The sequence below is a fragment of the Pseudomonas sp. H2_A10 genome, from assembly GCF_054680085.1.
Map to the genome: position 1 here is coordinate 3,356,753 of NZ_CP162821.1, position 15,280 is coordinate 3,372,032.

The window sequence follows — 15,280 nt, forward strand, 5'->3', positions numbered from 1 at the left end:
GCGTTCTATCGTCACGACTGTGAGTGCATGTTATGAACCCTCAATTGCCTGCAGGTGCCCGTCACTTGGTGAGCAAGGCATCCCGTCGCCCGCGCGCGGAACCGGCGCGGGCGGAATACCCAAGCAATGCCCGTAGCTTCGTGCACCTGGATGCACGCCTGTTGCCGTACTGGCACAGCCTGTTCGACATCTGCCCGGCCTTGCTCAAGCTCGACCCGCCCGACGGCTTGAACCTGTTTCGCAGCTTCATGACCTGGGCCTATCGCAACCGGCCGGCGCGGGATTGGACCTACCACCTGAACGTCTGCCGCTGGCTGCTCGGCTCGTCGTATCGCATGCAGGTCGACGACGAACCGATCGAAGCCTTCATGGCCGCCGCCGCTGCGTGCTGGGCCAACACCGATGACAGCCCCGCCCATGGCGTGGTGCTCGCCTGGAAAGGGCTAAAGGTGTTCGATTGGAAAAACGCCCCGCCCCCCCACGCCGAACAACGGCCTTTGCCGCCCTCGGAGGGGGACTTCGCCTGGTGCCCGCTGGCGGCGCGCGGTGGTTTCAGCGGTTGGCTGCCGGTGCCTTGACCGGCATCAAGGCGCACGCTGACGCCGGCCCTCACACTGGAGGCCCGGCGCGACCTGCGAGGCCATCATGCTTTATCTGTTGTTTCTTCTGGCCCACCTGTTTGCTGCGCTGATTTTTATCGGCACGGTGTTTTTCGAGGTGCTGATCCTGGGGCATTTGCACCGGCTGTTGCCGGCCCGCGTGATGGTGTTGGTGGAGCAGGGTGTCGGTCGGCGCGCCCGGGCGCTGATGCCTTGGGTATTGCTGGTGCTGTTCGGCGCGGGGCTCGGCATGGTCTGGTTGCGTTACCGGCCCGTGCTCGCCGCCCCCTGGGCCTCCTCATTCGGCACCTTGTTGACGCTCAAGCTGGTCCTGGCCGCCAGCGTGCTCGCGCATTTTTTGCTGACCATGGCGCGCATGCGCTGGGGCAGCGTCAGCGCGCGCTATATCCGTCTGGTGCACCTGAGCCTGTTCGGCCATATGGTCGCCATCGTGCTACTGGCCAAGAGCATGTTCTACCTCACCTGGTAGCGCCCTTGATGCATATCAAGGTGCGCCGTGGCGTCGCACCGGACAATGGCTCACCGTCGCCTGATCCGGAGTCCGTCATGCACACTGTCATTCCACTCGCTCGCGCACCCCAGGCCCAAGGCGTGCTGGACCTGAATGGGCAGGCCGACAGACGCAGGTTCCACGCCGGTGTTGGTTCCCTCGACGTGTTGCGCGCCTTGCGCGGCAGCCGCCAGTGTCAACGCCCACTGGCGCTTAACCTGCACTGGCCGGCGAGCCCGCCAAGCGATGCTTACCGCCGCAGCCTGGCCCAGGAAATCCAGTTGGTCGGCTGCCACCTGGGCCGGCGCCAACCGGTGGACTATTTGCAGTGGCGCGGGGCGGCGCCGATTGAGGATGTGCAGGCCCTGATGACCGCCCTGCGCGAGCGTTTCAACGTGCTTGAGCATGGCCGTGGCGACTACGGCATCGACCTCGACCCGCGCCGCACCGACTGGGCCACTGTGGGCCTGCTGCGCGAGTTGGGGTTTAACCGCGTTTGCATTGGCGTGCCCGATGCGCGTGTCGAAGATCCCCAGGCCGATTACCGCGACCCGGCACCCATCCAGTCGTTGATCGACGCGGCGCGCACGTTTGATTTTCGCTCGGTGAGTGTCGACCTCGGCTACGGCAGCGCCTGGCAGACCCTTGCCAGTTTCGAGCTGAAACTGGCCAGCCTGATCGCCCTGGAGCCGGACCGCCTGCACCTGTTCGACTACGTCCAACCGCCCAGCCGTTACCGTGCGCAGCCGCACCAGGCCGCTTGCGGCGAGGCGGATAAAACCGCCATGCGTCAACTGGCCTTCGAACGTCTCGACGCAGCCGGCTACCACTACATCGGCCTCGGCCAATTTGCCCGTGGCGACGACGACCTCACCCAGGCCCAGGAGCGCGGTCGGCTCAGCCGCACCTGCGAAGGCTTCAGCCTGCATGGCTATTGCGATCACATCGGGCTGGGCCTGGGCGCCATCAGCCAGATCGACACCTTGTGTGCGCAAAACAGCAGCGCCGAACACGCCTACGCCCAGGCCCTGGGCAACGGCCAACTGCCGACTTGCCAAGGCTGGCGGCGCGAAACCGGCGATGCGCTGCGTGAGCAGGTGAGCGAGCGCCTGGCCTGTGACCTGGAGCTGGATATCCAGGCGATCGAGCGACGTTACGGGCTGATCTTCAGCCGGTATTTCTCGGCGATCTGGCCGCTGCTGGAGCAGTGGGACCGTGACGGCTTGATCGAATTGTCGGCGCAGTTCCTCTGCGTGCTGCCGGCCGGGCGCCGGCAAGTGGATGAGCTGTGTGCGGCATTCGCCGCCCCCTAGACCCCGCGATCCCACTGTGGGAGGGGGCTTGCTCCCGATAGCGTCCCAACACTCGGTGCCCCGCCTGACGCCCTCAGTGAGACGTCCCCTCGGCAAATTCAATCTTGTTGCCCACGTTGTATTTGCCCGATGGCTTGTTCATGGGCAGGCGCTTGATCTCCTTGAGGGTCTGGCTGTCATACACGATCAGCGCACCGTCGGTGGCCCAGATACTCAGCAGCACATAACGCCCATCGCGGGTGAATTCCACATGTGCGGCGGTCTTGCCCGGTACCGGGCGCAAGGTGTGGGCGATCTCCAGGGTCTGCTTGTCGATCAGGTGGATCGCATCGTTATCCGGCCCGAAAAACACATCGCTCCACACATAGCGCGAGCGCACATGGCTGCGCATGAAAAAGCCGGGGCCCAGGGTGGGGATCTGCTTGATCGGCTTCCAGGTCGCCACGTCGAGCACGCTGATTTGCCCCTGGCTGATATTCGGCGTGGCGAACACCCACTTCCCATCGCGTTGCCAATAGGTGCCGGAGCCCAGGTGCGGCATGCCCGCCAGGGGGATATCGCGGACCACCACGCCGGAGTCCAGGTCGATTACCTGGCCGCCACCGGCCTTGCGCGACGTGGCCAGCAACTGGCGGTAATCCGGGGTGAACGAGAAGTCATCGAGCACATCGCGGGCGGCAATGCGCCGGGGTTCGAAGCTCGGCTGCGCGGCGGCGTAGGGTAATTCCCAGACTTCATTCACGTCCTTGAGCGCCACGATAAAACTGTCGCGCGGCGGCGCTGTGTACACCGCGCTGACCCGTGAGCCGGTGGGCAGGGTCTTGACCAGTGACAAGTCGCGGGCATCGAGCACCACCAGGTTACCCGGCAGGTAGTTGCCCACCAGCACCCAGCGGCCGTCCTTGCTCACCGCCAGGTTGCGGGTGTTGAGCCCGGCACGGATTTCGGCGATCAGCTTGAGGTTGTGCAGGTCGTACAGGCTGATCCAGCCGTCCCGCGAGGCGAAGTACACAAAGCGCCCGTCCGGGGAAAACTTGGGCCCGCCGTGTACCGCGAAATGGCTGGCAAAGCGGTCGAGGACGGTAAAGCGGTCGCCGTCGAGAATGTCGATGTGATGGTCGCCCGATTCCACCACCACAAACAGGTTGAGCGGGTCGGCCGGGTGTTGCGGCGTGGTCGGTAGTTGGCTCAGGTCGGCCAGCAGGCGATGGCTGCCGCGGATGTCCGGCTCGTTCCAGGTCGCCGGCGTGACGGGCGGCTGTTGCAGAAAACTCGCCAGGCCGTCGATCTGTGATGCGCTCAGTTGGGGTGAAAAAGCCGCCATCTGACTGGCCGGGCGGCCTTGCGCGATGACCTTGCGGACCTCGTCCGGCTTGATTCGCCCCAGGCTTTCTGGAAGCAACGCCGGGCCGGTGGCGCCGATGCGGTTGAGCCCGTGGCAGCCTTCGCAATAGCGCTGGTAGTCCTCGGCGGGTGTGCCGTGGGCGGCGCCGGCCCACAGCAGCGGCACCAGCAGCAGGCGTTTCATACCGTCACCGGTCGGCGCGGCGCCGCCAGGCTGGCCGGGTAGTGCAGCGCGGCGTCGGCAAACAGGTTGACCACCTGGCCGATCACCGTGAGGGTGGGTACGCCCGGCTCACAGTCGGCGGCCAGGGTGGGCAACTGGCGCAAGGTGCCCCGGGCCACGTGCTGGTCGGCGCGCGCGCCATTGCTGATCAACGCCGCCGGCGTGTCGCCCGGCAAACCGGCGGCCACCAGGTGTTCGGCGATCAGCGCCAGGTTCGACAAGCCCATGTAGAACACCAGGGTCTGGCTCGGCTCGGCGAGGCTGGCCCAGGGCAGTTTCAACGCGCCATCGCGTTGCAAATGGCCGGTGACAAAACGGCAGGAGTTGACCAGGTCGCGGTGCGTCAACGGGATACCGGCATAGGCGCTGCAACCGGCCGCGGCGGTGATGCCCGGCACCACCTGGCAGGGAATGTCCCGCGCCAGCAGGTACTCCAGCTCTTCGGCGCCGCGCCCGAAAATAAACGGGTCGCCGCCCTTGAGCCGCACCACGCGTTGGCCCTCGTCTGCCAGCTCGGCCAGCAGTTCGTTGAGTTGAGCCTGGGGCAGGCTGTGGTAACCGCTGGCCTTGCCCACGTAGTGGCGGGCGCAGCTCAAGGGGATCAGGGCCAGCAGCTCGGCGCTGATCAGCCGGTCGAATACCACCGCGTCGGCCTGCATCAACAGGCTCCAGGCGCGCAGGGTCAACAGGCGTGGGTCACCGGGCCCGGCGCCGACCAGGGCGACTTCGCCGGGGTGGAAGGGGCTGTGCAAACTGGCGGGTAAGGGTGTGGGCGTTGGCATGAGACATCCTTGGTTCATCATCAGGTTGGGCGGCCCCCGGTTGTGTCACTGGGTGGTCGAGCAAGGGATCAGGTTGACCGGCTGGCGGGCGATTTCGGCATCGGTGAAGTAGCAACCGGGGTCCGCGCCCCAGAGGTCGCCATCGGCCCAGGCGCGGGTGCGCGTATTGCCGTTGCAGATCGCCAGCCAGCGGCAATCGGTGCAGCGCCCGCCGATGGCGCGCGGGTGTTCGCGCAGGCGCAGCAGCAAGGGGTCGGGCTGCTCCAGCCAGAGCTGGCGGAACGGCGTGTGGCGCACATTGCCTACCGAGTGCTGCCACCAGTAGGTGTCCGGGTGCACTTCGCCGGTGTTGTCGATATTGGCGATGCCGCTGCCCGACGCATTGCCGCCCCAGCCATGCAGCAGGTGTTCGAGCTGCGGGTAATGCTCGGGCAAATGCTGGTGCACCCATTGCAGCAACAGGATGGCGTCGGCGTCGTTGTTGCCGCTGACAAAGTCGCTGTACACACCGTTTTCAATGTCGCTCCAGGCCTGGCGAAAAATCAGTGCCATGGCGTCGCGGCTCATCTGACGGTGCGCATCCAGCTGGCGGCTGCGTTTGCCGCGGCCGCTGTAGTTGAGGTGCGACAGGTAGAATTTTTGCACGTCGTGGCTGCGCATCAATGCCAGCAATTGCGGCAACTGCGCATGGTTGGCCTGGGTCAGGGTGGTGCGCAGACCCACACGAATCCCGGCCTCGCGGCACAGGCCAATGGCATGCATCGAACGCTGGAAACTGCCGGGCATCTGGCGGAAGGCATCGTGGGTCGCTTCCAGGCCGTCGATGCTGATGCCCACATAGTCGAAGCGGGCGTCGGCGATCTGCTGGATATTGCCCTCGTCGATCAACGTGCCGTTGCTCGACAGCGCCACGAAAAACTTCAGCTTTCGCGCATAGGCACTGAGTTCAAAAAGGTCTTCGCGCAGCAGCGGCTCGCCACCCGAGAGGATCAACACGCGCACGCCGGCCGCGTGCAAGTCATCGATCACCCGCAACGCCGCCGGGGTGTCCAGCTCATCGCGAAACACGCTGTCGGCGCTGGTGGCGTAGCAGTGCTTGCAGGTGAGGTTACAGCGGCGCAACAGGTTCCAGATCACCACCGGTGCGCGCGGGCTGCCGGGAGCCGGGGTGCGGGGTGGCGCGCATTGGCCGGCGAGGGTGCGCAGGTACTGACTGATCCGCAGCATGGGGCATTCCTTCTAGTGCGAGGGGGGCAGGCGCAAGCCGGTTTTTTTCAGGATGCGGCTGCTCACCAACATCTCGTCGGTGCGGCAGGCATCCCCCAGCAAAAACCGCAGGTGCTCGCGGTAGCTGTCGATTTCTTCGCGGCTGCGCCCGTGCACCATGGCGAACAGGTTGTACGGCCAATCCACGCGCCGTGGGCGGCGGTAGCAATGGCTCACGAACGGCTGCGCACCGATCAATTCGCCCAGGCGCGGCATCTGCTCATCGGCCACGTCCCAGACGGTCATGCCGTTATGGCGATAGCCCAGGCGGTAGTGGTTGGGCACCGCGGCAATGCGCCGGATCGCGCCTTCGGCCTGCAGGCGCTTGAGCAGGTCAAGGGTCGACTCGACGCCCAGGCCCAACTGCTCGGCCAGCCACGCCCAGGGGTCTTCCACCAGCGGCAGGCCGCTTTGGGTCAGGGCGATCAGGCGCAGGGCCAGCGGGGTTTCAGACTGGGAAATACACACCGACATGGTACGTTTGCTCCTTCGGCAGGTTGAGCACCGCCAGCCCCGTCAGGGCCTCGATGCGAGACAGGGTGGCGGCCAGTTCCGCCTCGCTGGCGCAGGCCAGCACAAACCACATGTTCCAACGGTGATCGCGGCGGTAGTTGTGGGCCACCTGCGCCAGTGCGTTGAGCTGCGCGGCCACCGCGTAGAAACGTGGCTCGGGCACCGCCAGCGCGGCCAGGGTGAAGGCACCGCCAAGCTGCTCAATATCGAACATCGGCCCGAAGCGGGTCAGCACGTCGTCCTCCAGCAACGCATGCAGGCGGTCGAGCAACTCACCGGGGTGGCTGTGCAGTTCCTCGGCCAGTTGCCGCCAGGGTTGGCGCACCAGCGGCAAGCCGCGTTGCAGGCGGTTGATCAAGCGGCGGTCGAGATCATCCATGGGCCCATACCTGTGAAGGCGGCGGCGCAAATCGCCCGCCGCATTGTTTGAACGCCTGGGTGCTGAACAGCAGTTGGTAGGGCAGGTCGCTGAGTTGTTGCTGGTGCAGCAACGCGTGGATATGCACGGTGACGGCCTCGCGCTCGCGGCCATGCACCATGCAGAACAGGTTGTAGCGCCACTGCGGCAAGCGCCGTGGCCGCTGGTAACACAGGTTGACCCCGTTGGCGCGGCCCAGGCGTGTACCGACTTCATTGACCAGCGCATCCGGCACATCGAGCACCAGCATGGCATTGGCCACGAAGCCCAGGGCGCGATGATTGAGCACCAGGCCGACGCGGCGGAACAGGCCTTGCTCGTGCCATTGGCGCATCTGCTGTAAAACCTGGTCGTGATGGGCGCCGATCTGCTCGGCCAGGTCGTCGTAGGGCCGTTTCACCAGGGGCAGGCCGCGTTCCAGGCATTGGCGCAGGTCGAGCATTTGTTCCTGGCTCAAGGGCGTGATCACGGGTGTGCCCCCAGGGAAAAGCCCAGGTCGATGCGGTAGGCGGTGAGCATCGGCAAATCCAGCGGGGTAAGGCCGGTGTCTTTTTCCAACTCATCGAGTATTTGCTGCAGGTGTTGGCGATGCGGGCCGGTCAATACAAACCACAGGTTGTAGTGGTGCTCGCGGGCATAGTTGTGGTTGACCTCAGGGTACTGGCTTACGCGCCGTGCCACGTGTTCCAGGCGCTCGACCGGCACCGCGAGCGCGGCCAGGGTGCTGGCGCCGGCGCGGGTGTGTTCGAACACCGGGCCAATGCGCGAGAGGGCGCCGGCCAGTTCCAGGCGTTGCAGGCAGGCCATCAACTCGGCCTCGCCGCAGCCCAGCACCTGGGCCATTTCCCGGTACGGTTCGGCGCACAGCGGCATGCCGTGCTGGTAACGCTCGATCAACTGTTGGCTGAGCAGGTCAAGGTCCATCTCAATACCCCATTTTTTGTGCGCGGCTGCTGAAGAAAATTCCGCTGGGACTCAAGGCCGGCAAGGTCTTGAGCAACGTCAGGCGATACGGGTCCCAGACCTGCACCTGTTCGCCGTCGCGCACCGACAGCCACAGCTGTTCGCCACGCCCGGTGAACTCCATGTGCAGCACGCCGGGGCCGGGGCGCAGGTCGGCGACGATCTGATGGGTTTCACTGTCGATCACCTGGACGCGGTCGTTGTCCGGGTAGGCGAAGTTGACCCACAGCTGGCGCCCATCCGGCCGCGCGGTGACGAAGATCGGCTGGCCGGCCACGGCAATCGCGGCGCTCTGTCGCCAGCTGCGCGCGTCCATTACCAGCACCTGGTGGCGGCCCACCGCCGGCACGAACGCCTGGTTGTCGGCCACGGCCCAGCCTTCCAGGTGGGGCATCTTGTAGACCGGCAGCCTGGCCTGGCCGCGGCCATAGTCGGCCAGCACGCGCTTGACGCCTTTTTCCGGGTGCCACAGGTCGAGTTGCGCCATGCCGTCTTCACCGAACAGCCCGGCCATGTAGTAACGGCCATCGGCGGTGATCAAGGCGTCGTAGGGTTGCTCGCCGATACCGGTGAAGCGGGTGATGTGCGGCGTGTCGCCCTGGCTGAAATCGGCGCTCCAGATTTCGCCGCTGTCGAACAGGCTGAACACGAAACGTTGACCGGGCGCATCCACCAGGCCCACCACCCGCGAGCGTTTACCGTCGGGCAACTGGCTGGCGGGGATATCGGCGACCAGCGCCAGGGTGGCGGCATCGAACACCTTGACGCCGCCGGGCTGATAGTTGGAGACGGCAATCAGGCGCCCATCCTGGCTGATGGCGCCGCCGATACTGTTGCCGCCCTGGAGGATGCGTTTTTCAATGCGCAGGCGGAGCAGATCGACTTTGCTCAGCCCGCCGTCACGGCCAAAAATATAGGCCATGCGCTGGTCGCGGGAAAACACCACCGAGGCATGGGACAGATCGCCCAGGCCCTCAATGCGCGCCAGCGTGGTCATGCCGCTGGTTTCAATGATTTGCGCGCTGGCGTTGGCGCGTTCGATCACCAGGCCCAGGTCGCCGCTGCCGCGCAGCGGTGGCTGGGTGCAGGCGCCGAGCAGCAGGCAGAAGGTTAAGAGCGTAGGGCGGATCATGGTGCCGGGCTTCCTTGCAAGAGGCGGTCGACCAGCCAGGCGATGTCGTCCGTGCTGAGCAATGGCGCCCAGCCCGGCATCGCGCGGGTGGGGCGGCCGTCAGTGACGGTGGCGATCAAGCTGTCGCGACTTTGCCCGGCCAAGGCCTGGGGCGTCAGCGCCGGGCCCAGGCCGCCGGTGAGGTAGAGGCCGTGGCAGGCGCCACAGTCCTGGGTCAGCAGGTGCTCAAGGTGGGCAGCGTCGGGCGTCGCGGCTGCCCGTGTGGCAATCAGCAGGAACAGCGCCATGGCGGTACCGATTATTGATGCTTGCATGGCGCGCTCCTCGTGCTTATTTCAGGCTCAGGATCCACTCGGCCAACACCTTGGCTTCGTCGTCCGTCACCGGGTTCGGCGGCATCGGGATAGGCCCCCAATTGCCCTGGGTGCCGTTCTTGATATGGCTGGCCAGGGTGGTGGCGGCGTCCTTCACACCGGTGTTCTTTTGCGCGACGTCTTTCAACGCCGGGCCGACCCGCTTGCTGTCGACGCTGTGGCAGGCGGCGCAGGGTTTGCTGTTGAACAATGCCAGGCCGTCTTGCGCCAGCGCCGGTTGCAGGCTGAGCGCGGCGGCGGATACCAGCAGTGCCAGGAGCCTATTTTTCATGGGGAGACCTCGTGTTGATGGGGCTCAATAAATGTCGTGTTGGGTGTTGTAGACATTGAATTTTCCGGTGGGCGTGATCAGGCGCTTGTCCCTGATCACCTGCTTGAGCTTCAAGGTCTTGTCGTCGATCACCACCAGCGCCGACTCTTCGGTCTGGCCGTTCCACACTGAGAACCACACCTCGTCACCGGCCTTGTTGTATTCAGGTTGCACCACGCGCAGCGCGCCTTGCTTGATCCCCGAATACTCGGCGATCGGCAGTACGCTGTAGCCCTTGTCCAACTGGTTTATGTCGAACACCGCCACCGATTGGCTCAGCTTGGTGTCGGGGTTCAGGGTGGTGTCGACGTACAGGTGATGGGAGTTGGGATGGGTCTTGATAAACAGCGAACCACCGCCTTGGCCCTTGAGCGATTCGACCTGTTTCCAGGCGTACTGCGCGTGCTTGACCGGGTCGGTACCGATCACCGAAATGCCGCCGTCGCCCAGGTGGCTGGTGGCCCACACCGGCCCATAGGTGGGGTGGATAAAATTGGCGCCACGCCCTGGGTGTGGGGTCTTGCCCACGTCCACCAGGGCGGTGAGCTTGCGCTCCCTGGAGTCGATCACCGCGACCTTGTTGGAATTGTTCGCAGCGGTCATGAAGTAGCGATGGGTGCTGTCCCAACCGCCGTCATGCAGGAACGGCGCGGCGTCGATGGTGGTGATGGTGAGGTTCTTGATGTCCTGGTAATTAACCAGCATCACCTTGCCGGTTTCCTTGATGTTGACGATAAATTCCGGCCATTCATGGGAGGCAATGATCGCCGCCACGCGCGGTTCGGGGTGGTACTCCTGCTTGTCCACGGTCATGCCGCGGGTCGAGACGATCTGTTTGGGCTCCAGGGTTTCGCCGTCCATGATGGTGAACTGCGGCGGCCAATAGGAACCGGCAATCGCATACGTGTCTTCATAGCCTTTGAACTTGGACGTCTCTACCGAGCGCGCTTCGATGCCCACCTTGATTTCGGCGACCTTGGTCGGCTCGGCGGGCCACAGGTCGATCATGTCGATCTTGGCGTCGCGGCCGATCACCAGCAGGTAGCGCCCCGACGCCGAGATCCGCGAGATGTGCACGGCGTAGCCGGTGTCGATGAGCTTGACGATCTGCTTGGTGTCGCCATCGACCAGGGCGATCTTGCCGTCGTCGCGCAGGGTCACGGAAAACAGGTTTTCCAGGTTGAGCATGTTCAGCTGTTTCTTCGGTCGGTCGGCGGGTTTGACCAGCACCTTCCAGGTCTTCAGGGTCTCGGCCATGCCCCATTCCGGCGGCGTGGGCGCGGTGTGCTGGATGAAGGTGGCCATGCTGGTGATCTGTGCTTTGGTCAGCGCGTTGGAGGTGCCCCAGTTCGGCATGCCGGCGGGGGAACCGTAGGTGATCAGCGCTTCCAGGTAGGCCTGGCCACGGGCCTGGGTGATGTCCGGCGTCAGCGGTTTACCGGTGGCGCCTTTGCGCAGCACACCGTGGCAACCGGCGCAGCGTTCGAAATAAATCTGCTTGGACGTATCGAAATCGGCCTGGCTCATATCCGGCGCGCCCGCCGTCTTTATCAGCGCGGGTTGTGTGTTGCCATGGGCGGTCAAGGGCAGTGCCAGGGCCAGCGCGCAACTCAGTGCGGCGAGGCTCGGGATGAAGGTGGTTCGGTTGCGAGTCAGCATTCCATTTACTCCTCAGGCAAGACCTTTGCGATGCCGCACAACAGGGTGCGGGGCGCAGGTTCTTAGTGCCCGGCCAGACTATGGCGCAGCGTTGCAATGCTCGCTTGACGGCGATCAAGTTTGCCTCGGGTAGCGCTTGCCAGGTTGTCGCAGGCGCCCTTAGCGTGGCGGTCAAACCCGCTTTGGAAAACGCTAATGACTGAGCCTTTCTATCAACCGCTGGCCAACGAACAGCAGCTGTTTGAACACGCCTGGCACCACCGTATGCCGGTGCTGATCAAGGGCCCCACCGGCTGCGGCAAAACCCGTTTCGTGCAGCACATGGCGCACCGTCTCAACCTGGCGCTGTACACCGTGGCCTGCCACGACGACTTGAGCGCCGCCGACCTGGTGGGTCGCCATCTCATCGGCACCCAGGGCACCTGGTGGCAGGACGGCCCACTGACCCGCGCCGTGCGCGAAGGCGGCATCTGCTACCTGGACGAAGTGGTGGAAGCGCGCCAGGACACCGCCGTGGTGCTGCACCCGGTGGCCGATGATCGCCGCGAGTTGTACCTGGAACGCACCGGTGAGGTGGTCAAGGCACCGCCGTCGTTCATGCTGGTGGTGTCCTATAACCCCGGTTACCAGAACCTGCTCAAGGGCATGAAACCCAGCACCCGCCAACGCTTTGTGGCCATGCGTTTCGACTACCCGGCGGCGGAACTGGAAACGCACATCGTGGCCCGTGAGGCCCAGGTGGACACCGCGCTGGCGGGTGAGGTCGTGCGGTTGGGCCGGGCCTTGCGCCGTCTCGACCAACACGACCTGGAGGAGGTTGCCTCCACACGCCTGCTGATCTTCACCGCCCGCCTGATCGCTGCGGGCATGCCGCCGCGCGACGCCTGCCTGGCGTGCCTGGCCCAAGCCCTGAGTGATGACCCTCACACCGTCGCGGCGCTGATGGACGTGGTGGATGTGCACTTTGCCTGAGCCCCGACGCTTGCCTGGGGACCTGGCGATGTGGTTGTTCATCCTCGCCGAACTGACTGTATTTGCGCTGCTGATCCTCGCGTTTGCCACCGCCCGGCTGTTGGCCCCCCAGGTCTTTGCCGAAGGCCATGCGCAGTTGGACACCTCTACCGGGCTGGCGATGACCCTGAGCCTGCTGACCGCCGGGTTGCTCGCGGCATTGGCGCTGCAGCAGGTACGCCAGGGCTGCCCAAGGCGCGGCGCCGGCTTATTCGTGGCGGCGTTGTTGGCGGCGTTGCTGTATGCGCTGATCAAACTGGCCGAGTACGGCCACCTGGCCGCTGCCGGGTTGGGGATGGAGCACAGCCGGTTTTTTACCTTGTACTGGGTACTCACCGGCTTTCATTTCCTGCATGTGCTGCTGGGAATGCTGATTCTGGGGTGGCTGGCGCTGGGCTGTTGGCGTGGGGGCCTCTCGGTCGGTGGCGTGGAGTCCGGCGTGTTGTATTGGCACATGGTCGATCTGGTGTGGGTGGTGTTGTTTCCCGTGGTGTATGTGATGGGGTGAGGGCGCGATGACGGCTTTTTGGGGGTTGGTGGCGTGTTGGCTGGGGTTGGTCGGGTTGAGCGTGGGCACGGTCCTGGCGGGTGCTTCCGGCGGCGGGTGGGCCGTCTTGCTGCTGGCGGTGGTCAAGGCGTGGGTGATTGTCGACGGTTTCATGGAACTGCGGCATGCGCCTCGGCGGTGGCGTGCGCTGCTGTTGGGCTGGGGTTGGCTGCTGGTATTGCTGGTGGGGATATCAGTTGGCTTGATAGGCCATTAACCCGTCCTCGCTGAGGATGCGGATGGTGCGCCGCTGTACTTCGATCAGGCCACTGTCCACCAGCCGGTGCAGGATCCGCGATAACGTCTCCGGCTGGATGCCCAGCTTCGATGCCACCAGGCGCTTGGGCACTTGCAACACCACGTCGCCGCTGAAGTTGTCGCGCTCCTGGAACATGAAATTGATCACTCGGCGGCTGGCATTGGCCAGGGTCAGGGTGTCAATGTCCTTGAGGCGTTGGTGCAAATGAATGCTCATGCTGGCCAGGATCGCCAGGCAGATTTTCGGTTGGTCTTCCAGGGCGCGTCGGTAGTGCTGGCCCTCGATACTCACCAGCACGCAGTCCTTGAGCGCGGTGGCGCTGACCGGATAGGTCTTGGCCTGGGTGAACAGCAGGGCTTCGGCGAACGTCTGGCCGGGATGGATGACTTCCACCAGGTGCTCCTGGCCTTCGCCGGTGACGCGGTGCAGTTTGATCTGGCCGCTGACCAGCAGGAAGAACCGCTCGGCCGGGTCGCCCTGGTGCATCAGCGGGGTGTGGTTGGGCAGGCGCTTGAGATTGGCCAGCGTACACACATCCTGGAAGGTTTTTTCCGGGAGCTGGCTGAACAGATGATGACGGCGCAGGGTCAGGACGATGTTGGGATGAGTAAGCATGGGAGCCTCCGTGGTCGGCATGGTAGAGCGCGACCCGCGCGTGGGGATATGCCTCTGTGGGGGTACCTCTTACGGCGCGCGCGTTAGGCACACAAACCGATATGGCCGCGAAAAAACCGGCGCCATTGGTCACCTCATCTTCGCTGGAATTGGCTATTTCTCGCGCCCTCACCGCTGGCTAACCTAGCCCCCAGTTATCACCCTTGAGGAGTATCACCATGCAACCCCGTACCGACTTCTACACCGCTTCGCCCGACGCCATGAAAGCCATGCTCGCCCTGGAAGCCGCCGTCGGCAAACTGTCCATCGAGCTGCCTCTGTTGGAACTGATCCGCCTGCGGGTCTCCCAGATCAACGGCTGTGCCTTCTGCCTGGACATGCACACCGCCGATGCGCGCAAGGGCGGGGAAACCGAGCGCCGCCTGTACACCTTGTCAGCCTGGCGGGAGACGCCGTTTTTCACCCCGCGTGAACGTGCTGCGCTGGCCTGGGCCGAGAGCTTGACCCTGATCAGTCACACCCATGCACCGGACGAAGATTTCAATGCACTGGCCGCCGAGTTCAACGCCCAGGAGCAGATCGACCTGAGCGTGGCCATCGCCACTATCAACAGCTGGAACCGCTTGGCGGTGGGGTTTCGCAAAATGCCCAAGTAAGCCATCAACGGGCTTTGAAATAACCCCGTGGCGTGGTGCCGGTCATGTGCTTGAAAAAAGCGATCAACGCGCTGTCGCTGGTAAAGCCCAGCTCAAAGGCGCAGTAGCTGATACTGCGCCCGGTGGCGAGCAGCTCGATGACCCGCATCAGTCGCCACTGCTGACGCCATTGCTGGTACCCCAGGCCGGTTTCCCGTTGGAAAATCCGGCCGATGGTCTTGGCGCTGGCGCCTACTTGCTGTTCCAGGGCCTGCAACGAGGGCGGCAAGGTGTCGAGGCTGCTCATCAATGGGGCCAGGCGTTTGTCCTGGGGCAGGGGCAGCAGCATCGGTTGCTCGGCGGCGTCGCAGATCTCGCTCAGGCACAGCGCCAGCAGATGGGCATATCGGCCGCGGGACCAATCGGTATCGAACGCCGCCATCGCTATCGGCTCCAACACCGCCCGCAGCAATGGGCTGACCTCGATCACCCGAACCTGGGACGGCAACTGCCGCGCCAATGCAGGGCTCAAGTACACCGAACGATAATCCACGGTCCGCTGCATCACCGCACGGTGCGGCAACCCGCAGGGGATCCAGGCTGCACGGGTGGGTGGCAGCAGGCACAGCTGGTTGTCCAGGGTGATGCGCGTGCAGCCCTCACGGGTGAACAGCAGCTGCCCACGCTGGTGTTGGTGCAACCCGGAATCGTGATCACCCAAGAGGGCAGCGATCCCGATAACCGGCGCAGCCAGGTGGTCGGGATCGAAAGATGCGTCGGCGGCGAGCCAGGCCATAAGTTGTCCG

20 protein-coding genes are annotated in these 15,280 nt (G+C 64.6%); 7 read left to right on the plus strand and 13 right to left on the minus strand.

The annotated features are described in order from the left end of the window. Positions 1-32: 32 nt before the first annotated feature. The 3 genes from AB4O23_RS15660 (at position 33) to AB4O23_RS15670 (ending at position 2,423) form a co-directional block, all read left to right on the plus strand. Complete coding sequence (locus AB4O23_RS15660) at positions 33-578, plus strand: putative natural product biosynthesis protein (protein ID WP_065878735.1); 546 nt, start codon at positions 33-35, stop codon at positions 576-578. A gap of 67 nt (positions 579-645) precedes the next feature. Then, positions 646-1,089 (plus strand): membrane protein, encoded by a 444-nt coding sequence (locus tag AB4O23_RS15665; RefSeq protein WP_017527301.1) that lies wholly within the window; start codon positions 646-648, stop codon positions 1,087-1,089. A 77-nt stretch (positions 1,090-1,166) separates the two neighbouring features. Next, positions 1,167-2,423 carry an oxygen-independent coproporphyrinogen III oxidase gene (locus AB4O23_RS15670; protein WP_065878826.1) on the plus strand — a complete coding sequence of 419 codons (1,257 nt, stop codon included), beginning with the start codon at positions 1,167-1,169 and terminating at the stop codon, positions 2,421-2,423. 73 nt (positions 2,424-2,496) lie between these two features. On the opposite strand, the gene AB4O23_RS15675 is transcribed toward AB4O23_RS15670, so the two are convergent. Genes AB4O23_RS15675 through AB4O23_RS15725 form a run of 11 tightly spaced genes read right to left on the minus strand, consistent with a single transcriptional unit; the run spans position 2,497 to position 11,407 of the window. Further along, positions 2,497-3,951 (minus strand): nitrite reductase, encoded by a 1,455-nt coding sequence (locus tag AB4O23_RS15675; protein ID WP_065878736.1) that lies wholly within the window; start codon positions 3,949-3,951, stop codon positions 2,497-2,499. Then, complete coding sequence (gene cobA / locus AB4O23_RS15680; RefSeq protein ID WP_017527304.1) at positions 3,948-4,772, minus strand: uroporphyrinogen-III C-methyltransferase; 825 nt, start codon at positions 4,770-4,772, stop codon at positions 3,948-3,950. The genes AB4O23_RS15675 and cobA overlap by 4 nt, the downstream gene beginning before the upstream one ends. A 45-nt stretch (positions 4,773-4,817) precedes the next feature. Beyond that, positions 4,818-5,999: a heme d1 biosynthesis radical SAM protein NirJ gene (gene nirJ / locus AB4O23_RS15685; RefSeq protein WP_135196932.1), complete on the minus strand. Its 1,182-nt coding sequence runs from the start codon at positions 5,997-5,999 to the stop codon at positions 4,818-4,820. A 12-nt stretch (positions 6,000-6,011) separates the two neighbouring features. Then, complete coding sequence (gene ahbB, locus AB4O23_RS15690; RefSeq protein ID WP_017527306.1) at positions 6,012-6,512, minus strand: siroheme decarboxylase subunit beta; 501 nt, start codon at positions 6,510-6,512, stop codon at positions 6,012-6,014. Next, positions 6,487-6,930, minus strand: a complete 444-nt coding sequence (locus AB4O23_RS15695; protein ID WP_017527307.1) for an Lrp/AsnC family transcriptional regulator — start codon at positions 6,928-6,930, stop codon at positions 6,487-6,489. Before AB4O23_RS15695 ends, ahbB (AB4O23_RS15690) begins: the two co-directional genes overlap by 26 nt. Further along, positions 6,923-7,411 (minus strand): siroheme decarboxylase subunit beta, encoded by a 489-nt coding sequence (gene ahbB, locus AB4O23_RS15700; RefSeq protein ID WP_017527308.1) that lies wholly within the window; start codon positions 7,409-7,411, stop codon positions 6,923-6,925. The genes AB4O23_RS15695 and ahbB (AB4O23_RS15700) overlap by 8 nt, the downstream gene beginning before the upstream one ends. A gap of 23 nt (positions 7,412-7,434) precedes the next feature. Beyond that, on the minus strand, positions 7,435-7,893 hold the full coding sequence (locus AB4O23_RS15705) for an Lrp/AsnC family transcriptional regulator (protein WP_017527309.1): 459 nt from the start codon (positions 7,891-7,893) through the stop codon (positions 7,435-7,437). 1 nt (position 7,894) lies between these two features. Beyond that, on the minus strand, positions 7,895-9,064 hold the full coding sequence (locus AB4O23_RS15710; protein WP_065878742.1) for a cytochrome D1 domain-containing protein: 1,170 nt from the start codon (positions 9,062-9,064) through the stop codon (positions 7,895-7,897). Beyond that, on the minus strand, positions 9,061-9,378 hold the full coding sequence (locus AB4O23_RS15715; protein ID WP_068935794.1) for a c-type cytochrome: 318 nt from the start codon (positions 9,376-9,378) through the stop codon (positions 9,061-9,063). Before AB4O23_RS15715 ends, AB4O23_RS15710 begins: the two co-directional genes overlap by 4 nt. Positions 9,379-9,394: 16 nt before the next feature. After that, entirely contained in the window at positions 9,395-9,709 is a 315-nt protein-coding gene (locus AB4O23_RS15720) for a c-type cytochrome (protein ID WP_068935796.1), read from the minus strand. 24 nt (positions 9,710-9,733) lie between these two features. Next, on the minus strand, positions 9,734-11,407 hold the full coding sequence (locus AB4O23_RS15725) for a cytochrome D1 domain-containing protein (RefSeq protein WP_017527313.1): 1,674 nt from the start codon (positions 11,405-11,407) through the stop codon (positions 9,734-9,736). A 195-nt stretch (positions 11,408-11,602) separates the two neighbouring features. Here AB4O23_RS15725 and AB4O23_RS15730 point away from each other — a divergent pair, with 195 nt between their 5' ends. Genes AB4O23_RS15730 through AB4O23_RS15740 form a run of 3 tightly spaced genes read left to right on the plus strand, consistent with a single transcriptional unit; the run spans position 11,603 to position 13,182 of the window. Beyond that, entirely contained in the window at positions 11,603-12,379 is a 777-nt protein-coding gene (locus tag AB4O23_RS15730; protein ID WP_017527314.1) for a CbbQ/NirQ/NorQ/GpvN family protein, read from the plus strand. Continuing rightward, complete coding sequence (locus AB4O23_RS15735) at positions 12,363-12,926, plus strand: cytochrome c oxidase subunit 3 (protein WP_026067224.1); 564 nt, start codon at positions 12,363-12,365, stop codon at positions 12,924-12,926. Before AB4O23_RS15730 ends, AB4O23_RS15735 begins: the two co-directional genes overlap by 17 nt. Positions 12,927-12,933: 7 nt before the next feature. Next, entirely contained in the window at positions 12,934-13,182 is a 249-nt protein-coding gene (locus tag AB4O23_RS15740) for a cytochrome C oxidase subunit IV family protein (RefSeq protein WP_017527316.1), read from the plus strand. Here the strand turns inward: AB4O23_RS15740 and AB4O23_RS15745 are convergent. After that, on the minus strand, positions 13,159-13,839 hold the full coding sequence (locus AB4O23_RS15745) for a Crp/Fnr family transcriptional regulator (RefSeq protein WP_017527317.1): 681 nt from the start codon (positions 13,837-13,839) through the stop codon (positions 13,159-13,161). The two genes, AB4O23_RS15740 and AB4O23_RS15745, sit on opposite strands and share 24 nt — an antisense overlap. Positions 13,840-14,057: 218 nt before the next feature. On the opposite strand from AB4O23_RS15745, the gene AB4O23_RS15750 reads away from it, so the two are divergent. Next, complete coding sequence (locus AB4O23_RS15750; protein WP_068935799.1) at positions 14,058-14,495, plus strand: carboxymuconolactone decarboxylase family protein; 438 nt, start codon at positions 14,058-14,060, stop codon at positions 14,493-14,495. A 4-nt stretch (positions 14,496-14,499) separates the two neighbouring features. Here AB4O23_RS15750 and AB4O23_RS15755 read toward each other — a convergent pair whose 3' ends face one another. After that, a complete protein-coding gene (locus AB4O23_RS15755; protein WP_065878751.1) occupies positions 14,500-15,270 on the minus strand; it encodes an AraC family transcriptional regulator in 771 nt (256 codons plus the stop codon). Between the last annotated feature and the right edge of the window lie 10 nt (positions 15,271-15,280).